The organism is Croceimicrobium hydrocarbonivorans (assembly GCF_014524565.1).
Classification (GTDB): Bacteria; Bacteroidota; Bacteroidia; order Flavobacteriales; family Schleiferiaceae; genus Croceimicrobium; species Croceimicrobium hydrocarbonivorans.
On sequence record NZ_CP060139.1, the window covers coordinates 3401816 to 3420531 of the forward strand.

Annotated in this window: 16 protein-coding genes; 8 read left to right on the forward strand and 8 right to left on the reverse strand. The window is 43.6% G+C overall.

All coding sequences use genetic code 11. From position 1 onward, the window contains the following. Positions 1-62: 62 nt before the first annotated feature. On the reverse strand, positions 63-1079 hold the full coding sequence (locus H4K34_RS15190; RefSeq protein ID WP_210758239.1) for an SRPBCC family protein: 1017 nt from the start codon (positions 1077-1079) through the stop codon (positions 63-65). A 141-nt stretch (positions 1080-1220) separates the two neighbouring features. On the opposite strand from H4K34_RS15190, the gene guaA reads away from it, so the two are divergent. The 3 genes from guaA to H4K34_RS15205 are packed head-to-tail and all read left to right on the forward strand — an operon-like array spanning position 1221 to position 5624. Further along, a complete protein-coding gene (guaA, locus tag H4K34_RS15195; RefSeq protein WP_210758240.1) occupies positions 1221-2750 on the forward strand; it encodes a glutamine-hydrolyzing GMP synthase in 1530 nt (509 codons plus the stop codon). Beyond that, positions 2741-4951, forward strand: coding sequence for a LysM peptidoglycan-binding domain-containing protein (locus H4K34_RS15200; RefSeq protein ID WP_210758241.1), 2211 nt, complete (start codon positions 2741-2743; stop codon positions 4949-4951). Before guaA ends, H4K34_RS15200 begins: the two co-directional genes overlap by 10 nt. Positions 4952-5003: 52 nt before the next feature. Then, on the forward strand, positions 5004-5624 hold the full coding sequence (locus H4K34_RS15205; protein ID WP_210758242.1) for a DUF2202 domain-containing protein: 621 nt from the start codon (positions 5004-5006) through the stop codon (positions 5622-5624). Between the two features lie 3 nt (positions 5625-5627). On the opposite strand, the gene H4K34_RS15210 is transcribed toward H4K34_RS15205, so the two are convergent. The 3 genes from H4K34_RS15210 to H4K34_RS15220 all read right to left on the reverse strand — a co-directional run bounded on the left by H4K34_RS15210 (position 5628) and on the right by H4K34_RS15220 (position 8528). After that, the gene (locus H4K34_RS15210; RefSeq protein WP_210758243.1) at positions 5628-7097 is read right to left on the reverse strand and encodes a MoxR family ATPase; all 1470 of its coding nucleotides are present in this window, start codon (positions 7095-7097) and stop codon (positions 5628-5630) included. 1 nt (position 7098) lies between these two features. Next, positions 7099-8202: a vWA domain-containing protein gene (locus H4K34_RS15215; protein ID WP_210758244.1), complete on the reverse strand. Its 1104-nt coding sequence runs from the start codon at positions 8200-8202 to the stop codon at positions 7099-7101. Between the two features lie 71 nt (positions 8203-8273). After that, positions 8274-8528, reverse strand: a complete 255-nt coding sequence (locus tag H4K34_RS15220; protein ID WP_210758245.1) for a DUF6952 family protein — start codon at positions 8526-8528, stop codon at positions 8274-8276. 105 nt (positions 8529-8633) lie between these two features. On the opposite strand from H4K34_RS15220, the gene H4K34_RS15225 reads away from it, so the two are divergent. Then, positions 8634-9044 (forward strand): OsmC family protein, encoded by a 411-nt coding sequence (locus H4K34_RS15225; RefSeq protein WP_210758246.1) that lies wholly within the window; start codon positions 8634-8636, stop codon positions 9042-9044. Here H4K34_RS15225 and H4K34_RS15230 read toward each other — a convergent pair. The 3 genes from H4K34_RS15230 to H4K34_RS15240 all read right to left on the reverse strand — a co-directional run bounded on the left by H4K34_RS15230 (position 9041) and on the right by H4K34_RS15240 (position 12246). Further along, positions 9041-10321 carry a T9SS type A sorting domain-containing protein gene (locus H4K34_RS15230; RefSeq protein ID WP_210758247.1) on the reverse strand — a complete coding sequence of 427 codons (1281 nt, stop codon included), beginning with the start codon at positions 10319-10321 and terminating at the stop codon, positions 9041-9043. The genes H4K34_RS15225 and H4K34_RS15230 overlap by 4 nt on opposite strands. A gap of 64 nt (positions 10322-10385) precedes the next feature. Further along, complete coding sequence (locus H4K34_RS15235) at positions 10386-11459, reverse strand: PA0069 family radical SAM protein (RefSeq protein WP_210758248.1); 1074 nt, start codon at positions 11457-11459, stop codon at positions 10386-10388. Continuing rightward, positions 11449-12246 carry a LexA family transcriptional regulator gene (locus H4K34_RS15240; RefSeq protein WP_210758249.1) on the reverse strand — a complete coding sequence of 266 codons (798 nt, stop codon included), beginning with the start codon at positions 12244-12246 and terminating at the stop codon, positions 11449-11451. Before H4K34_RS15240 ends, H4K34_RS15235 begins: the two co-directional genes overlap by 11 nt. A 122-nt stretch (positions 12247-12368) precedes the next feature. Between H4K34_RS15240 and H4K34_RS15245 the strand changes: the two genes are divergently transcribed. Further along, a complete protein-coding gene (locus H4K34_RS15245; RefSeq protein WP_210758250.1) occupies positions 12369-13220 on the forward strand; it encodes a pirin family protein in 852 nt (283 codons plus the stop codon). Here the strand turns inward: H4K34_RS15245 and H4K34_RS15250 are convergent. After that, on the reverse strand, positions 13217-13729 hold the full coding sequence (locus tag H4K34_RS15250) for a hypothetical protein (RefSeq protein WP_210758251.1): 513 nt from the start codon (positions 13727-13729) through the stop codon (positions 13217-13219). The genes H4K34_RS15245 and H4K34_RS15250 overlap by 4 nt on opposite strands. Before the next feature lie 46 nt (positions 13730-13775). On the opposite strand from H4K34_RS15250, the gene H4K34_RS15255 reads away from it, so the two are divergent. The 3 genes from H4K34_RS15255 (at position 13776) to H4K34_RS15265 (ending at position 18716) form a co-directional block, all read left to right on the forward strand. Then, positions 13776-15662, forward strand: coding sequence for an OmpA family protein (locus H4K34_RS15255; RefSeq protein ID WP_210758252.1), 1887 nt, complete (start codon positions 13776-13778; stop codon positions 15660-15662). Between the two features lie 127 nt (positions 15663-15789). Continuing rightward, positions 15790-17331 (forward strand): hypothetical protein, encoded by a 1542-nt coding sequence (locus tag H4K34_RS15260; RefSeq protein ID WP_210758253.1) that lies wholly within the window; start codon positions 15790-15792, stop codon positions 17329-17331. Continuing rightward, positions 17328-18716, forward strand: a complete 1389-nt coding sequence (locus H4K34_RS15265; RefSeq protein ID WP_210758254.1) for a DUF5723 family protein — start codon at positions 17328-17330, stop codon at positions 18714-18716. Before H4K34_RS15260 ends, H4K34_RS15265 begins: the two co-directional genes overlap by 4 nt.

Consider the following 18716-nt stretch of genomic DNA (forward strand, 5'->3'; position numbering starts at 1 on the left):
ATGATTTAGCATCAAAAAACCCCGACCAGCGGCCAGGGTTCATGAACAAAGGCAATTTTTTTCTAAAGTATCGGATAATAAACTTTAGTTAACCATTTGCTGGTATCGGGTTCCGTTTGCGGATCGGTTACATAAAACTCTAAGGCTAATGGAGCCAATTCAATATCGTTCATAGCGGCATGCTCATGGATCTGAACGTGAGCCTGTCCGGTTAATTCATAAGGACCATAGTAGTTGATTTCCAAACCTTTGCTACTACCCAAAATGCGTTTATCCACTTCATCACTAGATTCGAGTTCGGTTTGAGCAGGAATGCAGAATTCGATGGTAGCACGACGAGTTTCCTCATCCCATTCATGATAAATGGCAAAGGGAGGGCCACTGATAATACTATCGGCTGAAGCACCGAAGTAGGCTAAAATGCGACCATAGTTACGAGCAAAAAGAGCCGAACCTTCATCGGCCATTTTCGCCATGTCCATTGATTCGGTTACACTGAAGTAAACAATGGAATCCTTTTCCACTTCATTCACTGGTCTTTCCACGATTTCGCTTTTCTGACTTTCTACGATGTATTTAATATTGGATAAGCCGGTTTCGAAGGAGTTTCCAACCTGGCCATCCATGAGTAAACCAAAGATTCGGCTAAAGAAGGAGAGTTCCCCATGGAATCCCCAGGTTACTTCCGTTCGATTATTGGCTACTTCATTAAAGATCCAATAGCCATGAGCAGGATCCATTCCCTCAAAATTTATTTGGGTTTGGATGGAATCCATCCCGGAAACGGAAAGAATCTGCTGATTACCATTACCAGAGTTCTCGGAAGTCCAGCTGTAACTAGCCCCTTCGCCTTCGGTATCATCGGTATATTTAAATACCATGGTGCTGTCACCTGCTAACCAGGGTGACCAGGCTTCCCAATTACGGAAGTCATTTACTTGTTCAAAAACCGCGCGTTTCGAGCCATTGATATTAATGGTTCTATGCACATCGAAATTAGAAGGCAGGAATAGTGAAATCAGCAAATACAAGCCAACTAAGCCCGCCAGGACGAAGAGTACAATTTTTAGAATTCGCATGTTGATTTTTTTGATGGATGGGCAATTTAGAAATTCTGCCTGTGTAGTTACCTAAATAGATTGCCTGATGTTAAAATATTGTGGGAAAACCCTTGCATTAAGCCTATAGTAGAAAGGAACAAAAAGAAATACCTTTGCCGCATGCAAGAAAAGATTCTGATTCTCGATTGCGGTTCGCAATACACGCAATTGATCGCCCGTAGGGTTAGGGAGTTAAATGTTTACTGTGAGATTCACCCTTACAATGCTATTCCTGAGCTAGAAGACTCAGTAAAAGGCTTAATTGTAAGTGGTAGTCCTTTTTCGGTAAATGATGTGGATTCTCCTGAAATCGACCTTAGTGCCTTCCGTAACAAAATGCCGGTTTTAGGAGTATGTTATGGAGCGCAGTATTTAGCTAAGCTGGATGGCGGTAGAGTGGAAGCCTCTGATACCCGTGAATACGGTCGGGCTCACCTCGAAGAAATTCAGAGTCAGTCTCCCTTAATGCAAGGTATGCCTGCTAATTCTCAAGTTTGGATGAGTCATGGCGATACCATTTTAAAAACTCCGGAGAATTTCGAAATCATTGCCAGTACTCGCGATGTGCGGGTTGCGGCTTATCATATTCAAGGTGAGGATACCTATGGTATTCAGTTTCACCCGGAAGTTTATCACAGTACCGATGGTTTACAACTCATCCGCAACTTCCTGGTAGACATTTGCCAGTGTAGTCAGGATTGGACTCCTATCTCTTTTGTGGAGGATACCATCGAGCAAATGCGGGCCAAGCTCGGAAATGACCGCGTGGTTTTAGGCCTAAGTGGTGGGGTAGATAGTACCGTTACCGCGGTATTATTGTCGGAAGCGATTGGCGATAATTTGCATTGCATTTTCGTAAATAACGGACTCCTGCGTAAGAACGAATTCGAAGGAGTACTAGAGCAATATAAAGGCATGGGCCTTAATGTGAAGGGTGTAGATGCCTCCGATCGTTTCTTATCGGCTCTAGCCGGAGTAAGCGATCCTGAGCAAAAGCGCAAGATCATTGGTCGCGTGTTTATCGAGGTATTTGATGATGAAGCTTCAGCCATTAAAGAAGTGAAATGGTTAGCTCAGGGTACTATTTATCCAGATGTGATTGAATCCGTATCCGTTAAAGGTCCATCTGCCACAATTAAGTCACATCACAATGTGGGAGGCTTACCCGATTTCATGAAATTGAAAGTGGTGGAGCCCATGAATACCTTATTTAAAGATGAGGTACGCCGAGTAGGATCAGCCTTAGGTATTCATCCTGATTTATTGGGTCGTCATCCATTCCCGGGTCCCGGTTTGGCCATTCGCATTTTAGGGGATATTACAGCTGAAAAAGTTCGCATCCTTCAAGAAGTAGATGCCTTGTTTATCAATGGATTGCGCGAACATAATTTGTACGACTCTGTATGGCAGGCCGGTGCTATTTTATTACCGGTACAGTCGGTAGGCGTAATGGGCGATGAGCGTACTTATGAACAAGTGGTGGCCTTACGTGCCGTGGAGAGCACTGATGGCATGACTGCAGATTGGGTACATTTGCCTTATAACTTCCTGGCGGAGGTTTCAAATAAAATAATTAACCGGGTAAAAGGCGTTAACCGGGTGGTGTACGACATTAGTTCCAAACCCCCCGCAACTATCGAATGGGAATAATCACGAAGCATTTCAGGTATTTTCTTTTTTTCTGCTTAATAAGCCTCAACCTTTTTGGGCAGGGCAAAGCGCGTATTCATGAGGTTCAAGCCAAAGAAACCCTCTATGGCATTGCACGTCAGTATAACTTCACCATTGATGATTTAATCTTTTTCAACCCTGATTTAAAGGATCAGGATTTGAAGGTGGGAATGAAGTTAGTAATTCCCAGCGATGAGCGGATTGCAGCGATCAAGGCAGAACGTGAAAAGGCTGTCCAAGATAGCTTGCTTTATACCTACCATAAGGTGCAGAAAGGGGAGACACAATTTTCGCTTTCCCAGCAGTACGGCATCAGCATCGAAGAAATGCGGAAGCTCAATCCTACCATGGAAGAGCAAGGTGGATTGCGAATCGATCAAATTGTTCGCATCCCTCGTGATCCGGAAAAGCATCAGGATTTTCAAAATGAAATGGCGGCCTTGGATACTGGCACCTTTAAGGTGGAAGGAGATTGGTTTTACCACCGAGTGCAGCGCCAGGAAACAGCCTGGTCCTTATCGAAGCGCTATAAGATTAGTCTCGACAGTTTATATCTCTTAAACCCTGAGGCCAGTTCTGGCTTATTGCTCAATCAATGGCTCAAATTGCCTAAGAATCGCAAGCAATACCGACCGGTATTGGTTAACCCGAACTTACCCGAAGTGGTGGAGGGTAGTAAAAATGAGAAGCAACAAAGAGAGGAGCTAGAGCGCATTGAAGATAATGTGGATACCACTTATGTAGAAGGAGACCTGGCAAACAGCAATTATTTCCTCTACAAAGTGAAAAGTGGTGACACTTTCTTTAGCCTCAAGCAACGCTACGATGTAAGTCAGGAAGAGCTTTTGGCACTTAATAAAGAGCTGCAGCGAGGTTTGGTTGTAGGTAAATACATCGTAGTTCCCAAGAAGAATGGATCTCGTGAATTGACCTGGTTAGAGAAAATCCTCAACGACAAGCGCGAAACGGAGAAGAATACCGCGGTAGTGAACGGTGAGAAAGTTAAGCCCGTGCTGCGTAGCAGAGAGATTAGCAAAGAAGAGAATCGCGATACCAATTTAATCGATATCAATAAGCAGTATCGCATTGCAATAGTATTACCCTTCCGCAGCGATCTCTATGCAGATACGCTTTCTGTGAGTGCATTTAAGCCACATCGCGACAGCGAAATGGCTACCCAATATTACCTGGGATTTTTGATGGCCGCAGATTCATTGCGTGCAATGGGAATGAATATTCGTTTGCGGGTTTTCGACAGCCACGCCAATATGAAGGATATTCCTAAACTGGCCCGCAGTATTGATTCTATGCAAGCTGATTTAGTGGTTGGACCCGCCTATGGTCGTTTGGTAGAAGCTATGGCCGATGCCTTGCGCGAGAAGGATATTCCGGTAATTAGTCCTTTAAGTGCCGGAGTTGAGGTTAAAAATCGTCCTAATCTCTATCAGGTAATACCGCCTTCCAATAGCAAGTATATGCGCATTGCCAATATGATTAATGAGCACTATGCTGAAGCCCATATCATTTTTGCCCATTGCGGCTCGGAGGCCGAAAAGCAACAGGTACAGCTCATTAAGGCACACTTGAATCCAAGGAGCAAGAATTTTATTACCTCCATGGTGAGTTGTGAAGAATTGCAAAGCCGCTGGGATCTTAAGGATCGTATGACCGAAAATGAGGGAACCAAGGTGGTGGTTTTATTAGGTGAGGATCCGGTATTCCTTAGTGATATCATTTCCAAGCTCTATGTTATTCGTGATACCAGTATTACGGTGGTTGGCAGCCCCAGATTGCTAAACTATCCTACTATGGAGCTCAGTTATTTGAATGCCTTGCATTATCACACCTATGAGTTTAGAGATATCAATTATTCAGATAGCGTCACTCGTAGCTTTGTGAAAGATTTCAGAGCGAAGAATAATGCCGAGCCAAGTCCATTTGCTTTCCAGGGCTATGATGCAGGATTATACTTCTTACCAAAGTTATGGCGCTTTGGATTTCAGTTTCCTTATCATTTGAAGGCGGAGAAGAAAAGTAGCACTGGCTACGAGTGGGAACAAATGCCTGAGGGCGGATGGGAGAACACTCATGTTTACATTAGTCGCCTACGGAATTTCAAAAGCCAAAGACTGGACACCAAGCCTTTGATGCCTGAAAAGGCCGAAGGTTTAAGTGAGTAAGTTCACAGATAAAGCGCTTCTTAGAGACTAACTTAGATGAAAATTCTAAGTGATGTTACGTTTAAAGATTGGCGCTCTGATGATCGTTTTTTTGCTGCTGGGCGCCTGTACCAAGGAAGATACCTTGACGAAGCAAAACACCAATACTACAGATCCGACAATTACCGAATCTGAATCTTCCTTGCTCTTTATGTTGGAAGAAGAAAAGCTGGCCCGCGATACCTATATGTACCTCGATAGCTTGTATGGTTATCTGCAGATATTTAAGAATATTGCTTCCAGTGAACAGAAACACATGGACTTTGTGGCCAATCTATTAGATAGCCGTTCTGCATCCTATCAAATTCTAAATCCTGGTCAATTTGCAGATACCAGTCTACAGGCTTTATACAATAATTTTAGGATTAAAGGTCAATTGGGCTTAGCTGATGGCTTACATATTGGGGCTACTATCGAGGATCTGGATATCTATGATCTGCAAAACTTTATTGAGGATAGTCAGGATGCAGATCTGATCGATCTCTATCAAACCTTGATTTGTGGATCAGGTAATCACATGCGAGCCTTCGTATCCAATATGGAACAGCAGGGCCTCAGCTATCAAGCTCAATTTTTAAGTCAAACAGAGGTAGATAGCATTTTGGCCGGTAGCCATACCCATTGTGGACCTTAGCTTTTAAAGTTCACCGCTCCTCAAATAGGAACTGAAGAGGTCCGCGAAATTGAAGCCATCCTCTAAGCGCTCCTTATTTAATCGTGAATATTCGGAGAGGGCCCACAGAACCAGCTCCATTAAAAAGTAGCGATCCTCTTTTGCCACATTGCTTTGGTAGGCATCCATCAAATTATTGAGTGGGCCGATGCCTTCCAGAGCTTTTTGGTATTCGGCATCGCTCCATTCAAATAGCATATCCAAAGTTTTACCTTGAGCAAACCAGTCGATCAGCGCTTTATAAGGATTATTCTGATCACTGGATTTAAGATCTTCCAGAGCAGGGAAGTATTCGGGTAGAATGCTCTTAACTGCCGCTCCAATCAAGTTTTCGGCTACAATTCCCGCTCCTTCTTGTTCTCCTTCATACACCAATTCTACTTTACCCGTAATGGCAGGGATAATGCCCATAAAGTCCAATAAGCGCACTTGGGTTTGCTTACTGCCATCAATAAGTGCGCGACGTTCGGCAGTACTTACCAGGTTCTCCAAGGCCGAGATGGTTAAACGGGTAGAAACCCCGCTCTTCGCGTCGATATATTCGTTTTCACGTGCTTCAAAGGCGATTTGCTCTAGGAGTTCCAAAGCTGGATCAGGAATAGCCACACGTTCACTTTGCTCCAATTGCAATTTGGCTTCCTGACGGGTAATCTCCCTCGCGGTTTTACGGTCCTTGGGATAATGCGTTAAAATCTGACTACCAATACGGTCTTTCAAGGGGGTTACAATAGAACCACGGTTGGTATAATCTTCAGGATTGGCGGTGAATACAAATTGCACATCCAGAGGTAAACGAAGCTTAAAGCCACGAATCTGAATATCGCCTTCCTGCAAAATATTAAAAAGCGCTACCTGAATGCGCGCCTGAAGGTCGGGTAGTTCATTGATCACAAAAATGCAGCGGTGAGCACGCGGGATCATTCCAAAGTGGATGCTTAATTCATCCGAATATGAAACCTTGAGATTGGCGGCTTTAATTGGATCTACATCACCAATAAGGTCTGCAATACTCACATCGGGAGTGGCCAATTTCTCAAAATAACGATCTTCACGATGCAGCCATTTTATTGGACTGTCATCACCCATTTCGGCAATGCGACTTTTAGCCCAACGGGAGAGGGGAGCCATAGGATCATCATTTAGATCACTGCCTTCCAGCACAGGGATGTACTCATCCAAGAGGGCCGTCATTTGGCGTGCTAAGCGGGTTTTTGCCTGTCCGCGTAAACCCAGGAAATTAATATTATGACCGGCAAGTAAAGCTCTTTCCACATCCGGAATAACCGTGTTTTCATAGCCATGTATGCCTTCGAACACCTTTTCTCCAGCTTGTAATTTGCTGATTAGGTTTTGGCGAATCTCAGTTTTTATGTTGCGACTTTGATAGCCGCTTTTCTTTAAATCACCTAAGGTTTTAATCTTGGAGTAGTCCATCTTAGTTTATTCTACGCTTGCGATTGTTTTCGTAATCCTGAAATATAAAGTCACCCAGGCCATTGAGCCCGGTATAAAAGGCCTTACCCTTATTGGCTTGGGTAAAGTGTTCTACAAATTGTTGCAGATAAGGGTCCTGGGCAATCATAAAGGTGGTGATGGGAATGCCGGCTCGGCGGCAAGCCGCTGCACGATTGTAACATTTGCCAACGATATAATCATCCAGGCCAAAGCTGTTCTTATAATAGCTTCCATCGGGTTCATGCAAACAGCTGGGCTTTCCATCCGTAATCATGAAAATTTGCTTGTTGCTGTTTTTCTTTTTCCGCAATAGGTCCATGGCTAAATCTAGGCCAGCTACCGTATTGGTATGATAGGGCCCTACCTTTAAATAGGGCACTTCTTCCAATTCAATTTGCCAGGCATCATTGCCAAATACAATAATGTCCAGCGTATCCTTGGGGTAGCGAGTTTTAATAAATTCGGCGAGAGCTAGTGCCACGCGTTTGGCAGGAGTAATGCGATCTTCACCGTAAAGAATCATGGAATGACTGATGTCGATCATCAAAACGGTGCTTAGTTGAGCCTTGTAAAATTGCTCATTCACCACCAGGTCATCCTGACTCATCCTCAGATCATCAATGCCATTATTAGCATAGGCATTTTTCAGACTCTGAGGCATATCAATTTGCTCCAGGCTGTCGCCAAATTGATAGGGGCGGTGGTCACTGCTGTTTTCATCACCGGGACCCGCATGTTTGGTTTGATGATTTCCTGTTTGGCTTTTTTTGAGTTTACCAAAGACTTGCTCCAGGGCTCGATGCCGGATGGCACGCTCCGTTTTGGCAGTCATGGCTAAACCCGAACCACCACCATCATCAATCTCTTCTCGAAGGAAACCTTTCTTTTTAAGGTCTTCGATAAAGTCGTCGATTGTATAATCTTTGGTACTCAGCTCGTACTCCTGATCCAGAGCACGCAGCCAATCTATAGCCTCGTCCACATCGCCACTGCTGTGCAAGAGGAGTTCTTTAAACACTTCCAGCAGGCGATCAAAAGTACTTTGACTTTTGCCTTTGTACTTACTAAAACGCAATCCTTGCATAAGGGGAAATTCCTACAATTAACCCGAAGATGCAAGGAAGGTTTCAAGCTTTTGATGATGAGCTGATGCCTTTAATTTATAGAACCCACCACGCGCTCCATAAATTGGTTGAGCGCTTCTTTGCGAGGAGTTCCGGCCTTAATGGCTTTGTGTACTTCCAATGCTCCATAGAAATTAGACATGAGCTCACCAATGGTTTCCAGTTCTTCGTCTTTCAATCCTTTGGCATCGGCCATGTGCTCTAAGAGTTCGATACTTTCATGAACCCAATCTTCGTCATTGGCTTCAATAAAATCTACGGCATGTTTGATTATAGGTAGGCGCATTTTCTTTTCGTTTTGACAAAAGTAATATAATGTATTACTATGTGTTTTATGAATTAATAAGAATTAACTATTAATCGATATTGTACCTTGCGGCAAAATCTTCGAATGGGAACAATAAGCAAGGTACGCTATCAGGGCGCTCTGCGCAATGACTTAGAGCACTTAGCCTCCGGGCAAATTATGCAGACTGATGCGCCTCTGGATAACAATGGATTGGGACAGGCATTTTCACCTACCGACCTATTAGCCACCTCATTGGCATCTTGTGCCCTTACGGTGATGGGAATTCGAGCCCGTCAGGAAGGCTTTGATCTGGAAGATTGTCAGGCTACGGTAGATAAAGTTATGGCCAGTGAGCCTCGTAGGGTGGCGGCAGTTCAAGTACGGATCCAACTTAAAGCCAATTGTTCCGAAAAGATGCAACGAATTTTGGAGGGGATAGGTCGCAATTGTCCGGTAGCTAAAAGCCTGGATCCGCAGCTTGAACAAAGCTTTGTATTTGAATGGCGGGATTAAGGGATTAACAAGCTACACTGGCTACTTGTACCATCCTTAAAATAGATCTGAACTTTGTAGAGTCCGGAGCGTAAATCGTGTACGGAATAGCGCTCCATTCTAAAGTACTCCTTCATTTGATTTCCTCGCAAATCGTAAATCACTATGCGAACAGGCTTCGCAACACTCTGTATTTTGAAATAATTTTCGCTGGGATTTGGGAAGAGTTTAATGGCGTGCAAACCATTGTTTTGGAGTCCTATGTTTTGCCCCTTACGGTATACATCCTTGAAACTCATTTCGGCAAAGAGATAGCCACCAGCCTTGCGAATGCTTTTTACGGCATTGGTTCCAAAAGGATCTGTGGGTAAATGGGCTTCTTGAAGATTCCAATTTGCACCGGCATCAGCCGAATATAGAATTCCCGCTTTTTCATTAGATCCCTTTGATTTTAGGCCTAGCCAGATTTCATTCCCCTCGGCATAAATGCAACTGACTCCGCGTTTTTGACCAAAGGCACCATTTCCTAAAATACTCTGCAGAGCAATGCTATTCCAGCTATTGCCGCGGTCATCACTGGAGTACAAAGTCCAATCCTGATTGGCATCCGTAGTTGCCATATAGATCTTCTGGGGGGTGCATAAAAGAATACTGGCTAAGGTGAGGTTGGGGAGATTGCTATTACTGGTTTGCACAAAAGAACCCCTTGGCTGACTCAAATAGTAAAAGCTACCGCCGATAGAAGCCCAAAGCGTATCATTATATACATCGAAACCATTCATGAAATTGCCATTGGCAAAGGCATCCTCATGGTATTCGGTGGAATCTTTATGTCGCCAATAAAAGGAGGTAGGAGTGTTCAGCTGATAAAAGATATAGTCACCCAATTGCTGGGCCTTAATTACTCGGGCGCGATAAGTCTGACTAATGGCACTGTAGGGCATGCCTAGGGTATCGATGATCCAATTTTGCCCTTGATCAATACTGTAATACTGAATGCCTCCAGCGGCAGCCGAAACCATGGTGGAGACAAACAGCTTTTGATTATGACTGTAAAATTGCACGGGTATCCCATTAAAGGCAGATTGCGCCAAGGTATCCCAGGTCGCACCATAATCATCTGAATATTGCAAACCACTTAAATAGGTATGCGCATAGAGTCGACCTTGAAAATGCGTAAAAGCATCAATGGCTTCAATATCAGGGTTGTTGAGAGCATTGGTGATTCCACAAGAATCCCACTGAGCATGGGTGAAGAAAGAGCTTATAAGGAGACTGCTGAGTAGAATTTGGCGCATCTTACAATTTTTCTAGCAAAGCTAAGTGGCACTCAGAGCCCTGTCTATAGGGCAAATGTCCTATTTAATCGAAGAGCCGGTATTGGCCTTTGCGCATTCTTCGGAATGACTGATAATTATAATCGCTTAGTTCCCTTCCGGCAAAATAGCGCTTGCGGGCTAGTAGGATGCTTTGTTTGATTTGTTCTGCCATTTCACCATGGCCATGCATTCTTCGGCCAAACTGGGAGTCATTTAGTTGACCATCATGACTGGCTGCTACTAGATTATAGACTTTTTGGTAGCGATCGGGATAATGCTTTTCCAGCCAAGCCAGGAATACATCTTTAACCTGACCATTGAGCCTGAGAATGGTATAGCTGATGTTTCGCGCTCCTGCATCGGCCACCTTTTCGGCAATGTTTAATACTTCATGACTGTTTAATCCAGGGATTATTGGCGCTATAAGTACCTGTACAGGAATGCCTAAATCACTTAGTTTTTTGATAAGCGCCAATCGACGTTTAGCAGTTGCGGTGCGAGGCTCCATTTTTCGGCGCAAATCTTCGTCCAGGCTATTCAGGCTAAAAGCCACATGGACCAAATTGAGTTTATTGAGCTCAATTAGCAGATCCAAATCACGCTCAATCAGAATGTTCTTGGTGACTATGCCAACCGGATTGCGATATTCTAAAAATACCTTCAATAAACTTCGAGTAATCTCCAACTTTCGCTCCAAGGGTTGGTAGCAATCGGTATTGCCGGATAGCATAATGGCTTCGGGCTGCCAGGAGCTTTTTTCAAAATGACGCGCTAATAGGTCGGCGGCATTGCGCTTCACCAGAATTTGTCTTTCGAAATCGAGGCCGGCATCCAAGGCCCAATAAGTATGGGTATTGCGGGCATAGCAATAGGAGCAGCCGTGTTCGCAGCCTTGATAGGGATTTAAACTCCATTTATGTCCAATGTCAGGGCTTACTACCGCATTCACAATGCTTTTAGCATTTACAGTAGTATACTGGGTCGCTTCATCGGCCCAAGGGTTTTCACCATTTTGATGCTGCCACTCCTGAAATTCGGGATCTTCTATATACTCTCGCGATTCAAAGGGATTATGAACTTTATCCTGGCTGCCTCTGCCACGGCGTTCAGGCTTCATTTTTTAACCTGAATTTCAATTCCTGAAGCTCTGTTTTCAGTTCATCAATACCCTGCATCATCTTTTGATAATGCATATCCTGTAAGTCCTTTTCGCCGGGCACCTGAAAGCTTAGAATTCCTTTGGCCCGCCAAACTTCCAAAATCTCCAAGGCATCCAAATAATAAGGCTTGTACTCGGTATTATCAGATTTAAGCAATAAGCGATTCTTGGAGCTCAGCTCATTTTCAATTCGCTTGTAAACGATGCCATCATTAAGGGTGAGTAAAATGTAGCAGGCATTATTCTTCAGGGTTTCCCAGTTTTCTTCGAACTCACCAATAATGTAAGATCCCGGTTGAACCGGCAACATGGAGTCTCCTTCAATTTGAAAAATCCGCAGGGTACCGCTTTGCTGTAATTCAGGGAGAGGAAGGCTAATTGATTTTAAGCCTTCGATATATTCTGTGTCCGCATAACCTTGCGTATAACCAGCGGCAGCCTTTTGGGGAATCAAACTAATTAACTCTCGGCCGGAAGGCTCAACCGCCACAGGTAATATGCGAAGAGGATAATCACTGCGAATGGGACTGGGACTCTTTTGATCCAGCTTTTTATAGAGTAGGGCTTCCAGAGAAACTCCGAAGAGATGGCAAAAGAGCTGCAAGGTATCCAAACGGGGTTCCGAGCGAGCATCCTCATAAGCGCCAATTAAGCTTCGATTAACATTGAGCTTTTCGGCAAGCTGAGCTTGAGTCCAGCCCTTTTGCTTGCGTAAAATCCGAATATTAGGTCCAAGTTGTTTCAAGAGAAAAAGATTTGTTGCTAAAATAAAAAGAATGCTAAAAATATAAGAATACTTTAATTTTTATTTTCAACATTTGACTCGAACAATTGATCTTTGTACTTGTCAATTTCCAAAAACATCTCATGCGTAAGATTATTCGAATTAGCGATGCCATGACGGCCCACATGCCCGGACTTAAAACCTGGCGTGCTTTGCCGGTACCTGGCATTTCGCAGCTCGACCCCTATATATTCCTTAACCATCATGGTTATGAAGAGTTTCCTGCCAATAACCAAGGATTGCCATTTGGTCCGCATCCCCACCGAGGCTTTGAAACCCTCACCTTTATTGTTGAAGGTGAATTGGTGCATCAGGATAGCCAAGGTTTTTCCAGCCGAATTTTAAAGGGCGGGGTGCAATGGATGACTGCCGGAGCCGGGATTATCCACTCTGAAACTTCTTCGGATGAATTTTTGGAAAAAGGCGGCCCAATGGAGATTTTGCAATTGTGGATCAATTTACCAGCTGCCCAAAAAATGAGTCCGGCTCATTATCAAGGTTTCCAAAAAGAGGAAATTCCAGAACTTAGAATAGGAGAGGGCTTCAAACTCAATTTAATATGTGGTACTTACGATGGTTCTGAAGGACCGGTACAAAGTCCTTATCCTCAGTTTATGAGCACTTTGGAGGCTCCTGCCGGAAGCAGACTTCATTGGGATTCTAAGACAGAGCAAATATTCTTTTACTTGGTCAAAGGCTCTATTAAGGTCAATGGACGAGAAATGAATAAACGTCAGCTAGCACAATTTGAAGGCAGTCCCGGTTCCATGGATATCGAAGTTCTGGATGATGCCTACATCATATTAGGCGAGGCGGAACCCATCAATGAACCGGTTGTTTCCTATGGTCCTTTTGTGATGAATTCCGAAGCGGAAATCCAACAAGCGATTATGGATTATCAAGCTGGAAAAATGGGCCGTTGGACAGAGTCCTAATTTCGACCCGGAGGTAAGACCCCACCGGCCTCGATCCAAAGGGAATCCAAACGTCGTATATAAGTTTCCCAGCCCGGAATACTATCCATCAAGTTGAATTGAATGGCATGTGCCGTATTGTCTTTCTTTAAGTATAGGTCAATATTGCAACCATCCGAAGGTAGATTTCCCGATTGATGATTCAATTGTTGGAAAGCTGCCATATCCAAATTATAGTACAGGCTGTCTAACCAGGCCAGTCGTACGTAAAAAGCTGTATCGATCAGGGTATCGTAGGGAGCTTGGCCCCAGCCTTGAATGCGTTGGTATAAATGGATGCTATCGCGGCTAATCCGCATGGTGTCTGCTCGGGAATTCCAGCCACAGGTGATAGCATATTGCACTTCGATACTGGGAATGATCACTGTGTCGTTTAGATCAGGACTGGATCCTTGATTTTCTTCCTTCCGGCAATTTTGTAAAACGAAAAGCAAGAGGAAGAAGAAGCTAAGTCGGATTGCATTCTTCATATTTGCAGGATTCTTGTTTAGGAAGGTATACTCTAATTACGTTTATATGCATCGCCTCGTTTGTTTTCTCCTTTTCTTTTTCTCTATAGGTCTGCTTCAGGCGCAAAACCGCGATGCTCAGAAATACATGGCCAAAGCCAGAGACTATGTTAAGGAGAACGAAATGGATAAAGCCTTAAAAGCCCTTGATGATGCTTTGGAAGAGGATCAATCCTTTGTAGATGCTTATCTTTTTAAAGCAGATATTTATAATCAATTGGGAAATTCGGACAGTGCCTTGGCGCAGTATCAGAAAGTTCGGAATTATGACTTTCCCTATTACCTCGATTTTTTTCAAGGTCGCCAGCTCTATGGCATGAAGCGCTATGAGGAATGCATTCCTTTTCTAGAGGCTTATTTACAGCATCCCCGCGCCAATAGTCGCTATAAGGAGGAAATTGAAAGAATGATTGCCAGCTCCCAATTTGCCCTGGAAGCTCTTAAAAAGGTAATGGAATACGATCCAAAGAATTTGGGTCCGAATGTCAACACAGAAGAGCTGGAGTACTTCCCCAGTATTTCGGCCGATTCCCGCACTTTAGTCTTTACGCATCGATCCGAGAACGGCCAAAAGCTGGATGAGGATTTTTGGTTTACCCGCAGAGATAGCGCTGGGGCCCCTTGGTCGGAAGCGCAAATGCTCCGTGGGCAATTAAACACCCCTGGAAATGAAGGAGCACAAAGCCTAAGTGCGGATGGGGAACTAATCTTCTTTGCTGCCTGCGAACGTCCTGGTGGATTGGGGAGCTGTGATATTTATGCCTCTTTCTTGGGACCCAATGGACAATGGTCTAAGGCTATAAACTTGGGCCCCGCCATTAATTCGCATTTATGGGAAAGTCAACCTTCCATATCTCCGGATGGTCGCACCCTCTATTTCGTGCGAGGCCGCAGTGGTACTGATCCTAATATGGATATCTATTACAGTGAGTTTAATGGTAAGGCCTGGACTAAAGCCCAAAAAGTTCCGGGTAAGGTGAATACGCCTTCTCAGGAAACTTCTCCCTATATCCATTTTGATAATGAGCATTTATACTTCAGTAGCAATGGGCATCCCGGGATGGGGGATTTAGACTTTTTCGTTTCCGAAAAGCAAGCCGATGGAAGTTGGGGGGAACCGCTCAATCTGGGGCATCCCATTAATACCTCTTTTCAGGAATTCAGCTTAATCGTTGGGCCGGATGGGCGTACAGGCTTCTTTAGTTCTGATGCCATGGAAGAAGGCTTTGGCAAATTAGATCTCTATGAATTCAGGTTGCCCGAAGCGGCACAGGCCCGACCCATTGCCTATGTAGAAGGGAAAGTGATTGATAAGGAAACTCGTAAAAGTTTACGTGCACCGCTAAAGTTTATCGACTTAAGTGATAGTGGCAAGGTTGTACTGGGGAGCAGCAATAAAGAAGGAGCCTTTTACGCAGTGCTTCCGGCCCGCAGTGATTATGGCTTATCAGTAGCTCTTAAGGGCTATCTCTTTTACTCTCGCAATTTTGCATTGGCGGAACAAAGTAAGGAAGAGGCCTTGCATCTTTTAGTGGAATTAGTACCGATTGCCAAAGGCCAAAAGGTAATATTGGAGAATATCTTCTTTGAGTTTGATTCCTTCCAACTCACGGATCGCAGTAATCAGGAATTACGAGAGATGGTGCGCTTTCTGGAGCTAAATCCAGATTTGCGAATTCGATTAGAGGGACATACCGACAATCAGGGATCGGATGCCTATAATACCGAATTAAGCACGCAAAGGGCCAAGGCAGTATATGATGCATTAGTGGCCTTGGGAATCGATGCCAGTCGGATGGAGTATCAAGGAAAAGGAAGTAAGGAACCTTTGCTAGCTAATGATACTGAGCAGAATAGAGCAAGGAATAGACGAACCGAGCTTCATATCCTATAAAGCGGAATTCCCTGTAAATCGATAGGTAAAACCCCCTTTTCACTCAGACTCTGTGGGACTTAAGCGCACAAATTCGCATATTTGTAGCTGACATTTGTTGTAAAAACTATCTTATCCCACTCATTCTATGAAGAAAGTTGGCCCCTTGGCCTTACTGATTTTCATTGTTTTCGCTTGTAATAAAGAGCTTGACTTTGATATGATCAATGATATTGAAGTGAAGAGCTCCGCTACAGTTCCTCTGGCAAACCTTACTTTAAGTATTGAAGATTTGGTTTCCGACATTGAAGACTCCACCTTGGTGGTAGACCCCAGTAATGCCCTCCGTATTTTTTATCGTCAGGATTCGGTATTTACTTATTCTATTGATGACATCTTAACCATTCCGGATCAGGATCCATTACCTCTTCCAGTAGACAAAACTCAGCCAACATTTGATTTGGATGTAGCCTTAGGAACCATTGCTGGTGCCCAATTGTACGATGCTACTTTCGAGAGTGGGAAAATTGAGTTTACAGTTAACAGTAATGATACGGTTCAGGCGGATACTCGCTTCCGTTTTACTTACCGAAATGCCACCTTAAATGGTGCTACCTATGTTGACACTTTTACTCTTGCAGCAGGTACAGCTAGCCTTATTGATTCCTCTGATTTGGACGGTTTGGTATTTGACTTTACCAATGGTGGAAACTCGGTAAATGCTTTAAGCATTGGTTTAGAGCTTATTGATACCGCCAATGTAAATCAGGGTAATATAATTGTGTGTGGAGTAGCCATGCAAGATTTAAGAGTGGCCGTGGCCAATGGTTATTTTGGAGATCGTGTTCAAGCGGCTCCTCCCGGTGATTTTGATTTTCAGATTAATGGCTTAGAGCGTTTTACAGGTGGTTTCTATTTAACTGATCCTCGTTTGAAGCTTATCACTAGATCCACCGTAGGCTTACCTATCGAAATTGTAACCGAGTTTATCGGAGAAAACAACGATCGTCAACGTGTGTACTTGAATAATGATCCCTTCTTAATTCAAGCTTCACCGGCACCAGGCGTGGTAGCAGTTTCCAATTTGAGTTTGGATCCTACCAATTCTGATATCACCGAATTTTTAGCCAATATTCCTCAGAAGATTTATTATTCAGGGAGTATTCAAGTTAATCCTGATGGACCTTCTGCAAATCCGAACTTCATTTCTAACACTTCTAATGTGGTAGTCGACTTTGAAGTAGATGTTCCAATGGAATTCCGTTTGGAGGATATGCGTCTCGATCAAACAGTGGAAGATATTGGTGCCGATTTAGAGAATCTGGACAATTTAGATGAGTTAACCGTTTTCTTCCAATCCGAAAACCGTTTACCATTCGATCTTAACTTAAAGGTTTCCTTTATTAATGCCTTGGGAGACAGTATCAACGGTTTCGATTTACCATTATTAAGCGCAGCACCGGTAGACGGAAATGGTCGGGTTACCGGTCCAAGCATCGAAGAAAACCCAGTGGTATTTGATCGTGATATGATTGAGGATTTCTTGCAAACTCGCGACCTGCGTTTTGTAGCCTCAGTGAATACCACCAATAATGGTCAAACCAGTGTGAAATTATATTCAGACTACGACCTTAAGATTAAAGCGGCCATGCAGGCGAAGGGTAACTATCAAATCTCCAACGACCAATGAAAAAGTTAGGATTGTTTCTTTTGGGCCTGGGATTTTCAATCGGCCTTTCCGCACAAAGCGATATGATGTTGTACAATTTCAATGCGATTCCGCAAGTACATCATACCAATCCCGCTTATCCCCAACAAACCAAATGGTATATCGGTTTACCAGCCATTTCAGGTATTAGCACCCATTATCATAATTCGGGTTTTGCCCTGGTTGATATTTTCGAAAAGGGAACCGATATCAATCAAAACTTGGCGGAGCTCAGCAATAATTTAGATGAGCGCAGCCAGCTTAACCTTAATAACCGCGTTGAGTTATTAGGTGTAGGTTTTAAAACCGGTAAGGGCTTTGTGACTTTGGGCGCTACTCAGAACATTGATTTCAAAATGGATCTTCCTTATCAATTGTTCCAAATCCTTTTCAGTGGCGATGGAAGCCTTACCAATTTGGATTTAAACACCTTTGATCTGGAAACTATTAATCGTACCAATTTCTATTTGGGCTACCAGCACAAATTTTTGGAAGATCGATTAACCGTTGGCTTGAAGGCTAAATACATCTTCGTGCAGCAGCATGCCTATATCGAGCGCATGAATTTGAGCCTGCGCAATGATGGGAATTACAATATCAAAGCAACTTCTGATATCTTAATTCACACTTCTGGACCTTCAGCCTTTGAGTCCTTTGAAGATCAAGAAATCATGGACGTCGCTTTACCAAATAACACTGGTTTTGCCTTTGATTTTGGTGCCTTCTATCAAATCAATGACAAATTTGATGTAAGTGCATCGGTGCTCGACTTAGGAAGTATTACTTACAATTCCTACAATCGTGATTATGTAAGTGAAGGTACCTTCGACTTTGAAGGGGTGGAAATTGACTTGAGTAAAGACGATTTCAGCAATGTGGGTAATGCTACGGCGGACAGCCTTGAGAAAGCCTTCAATTTCCGTGAAGAGGACGGTAAATCCTATAGTCGTTCTTTAATGAGTCAGGCTTATGCCTCTTTCAATTATCATTTAACACCCAAACATAGTTTTGGAGCGCTCTTTCATACTCGTATTTGGAACGGTGAAATGTTTAATGACTATGGTATTAACTATGTTGGTCGATTGTCACGTACCTTTCAATTCACTGCGGGCTATTCCATCATTAATGGAACTATGCATAATGTAGGAGCGGGCTTCGATTTAAAATTAGGGGCCGTACAATTATACTTGATGTCGGATAATGTAATGGCGGCAGATTATGCCACCGTGCAAACCACCAATTTCCGATTCGGTATAAATTTGAGTTTTTATGGAAAGCGTGCTAAAGGCATGTCTAAACAGGAAAAAAAAGTAAAGGAACAAAAGGAAGAGGCGGCGGAAACGGCATCTCTACTCTATAAATTTTAA

Coding starts and splice junctions, on each gene's coding strand:
- H4K34_RS15230 (WP_210758247.1), bottom strand. CDS start 10,321: ATGCGCCAAATTCTACTCAGCAGTCTCCTTATAAGCTCTTTCTTCACC.
- guaA (WP_210758240.1), top strand. CDS start 1,221: ATGCAAGAAAAGATTCTGATTCTCGATTGCGGTTCGCAATACACGCAA.
- H4K34_RS15210 (WP_210758243.1), bottom strand. CDS start 7,097: ATGGACTACTCCAAGATTAAAACCTTAGGTGATTTAAAGAAAAGCGGC.
- H4K34_RS15225 (WP_210758246.1), top strand. CDS start 8,634: ATGGGAACAATAAGCAAGGTACGCTATCAGGGCGCTCTGCGCAATGAC.
- H4K34_RS15245 (WP_210758250.1), top strand. CDS start 12,369: ATGCGTAAGATTATTCGAATTAGCGATGCCATGACGGCCCACATGCCC.
- H4K34_RS15190 (WP_210758239.1), bottom strand. CDS start 1,079: ATGCGAATTCTAAAAATTGTACTCTTCGTCCTGGCGGGCTTAGTTGGC.
- H4K34_RS15250 (WP_210758251.1), bottom strand. CDS start 13,729: ATGAAGAATGCAATCCGACTTAGCTTCTTCTTCCTCTTGCTTTTCGTT.
- H4K34_RS15265 (WP_210758254.1), top strand. CDS start 17,328: ATGAAAAAGTTAGGATTGTTTCTTTTGGGCCTGGGATTTTCAATCGGC.
- H4K34_RS15205 (WP_210758242.1), top strand. CDS start 5,004: ATGTTACGTTTAAAGATTGGCGCTCTGATGATCGTTTTTTTGCTGCTG.
- H4K34_RS15215 (WP_210758244.1), bottom strand. CDS start 8,202: ATGCAAGGATTGCGTTTTAGTAAGTACAAAGGCAAAAGTCAAAGTACT.
- H4K34_RS15255 (WP_210758252.1), top strand. CDS start 13,776: ATGCATCGCCTCGTTTGTTTTCTCCTTTTCTTTTTCTCTATAGGTCTG.
- H4K34_RS15260 (WP_210758253.1), top strand. CDS start 15,790: ATGAAGAAAGTTGGCCCCTTGGCCTTACTGATTTTCATTGTTTTCGCT.
- H4K34_RS15200 (WP_210758241.1), top strand. CDS start 2,741: ATGGGAATAATCACGAAGCATTTCAGGTATTTTCTTTTTTTCTGCTTA.
- H4K34_RS15220 (WP_210758245.1), bottom strand. CDS start 8,528: ATGCGCCTACCTATAATCAAACATGCCGTAGATTTTATTGAAGCCAAT.
- H4K34_RS15235 (WP_210758248.1), bottom strand. CDS start 11,459: ATGAAGCCTGAACGCCGTGGCAGAGGCAGCCAGGATAAAGTTCATAAT.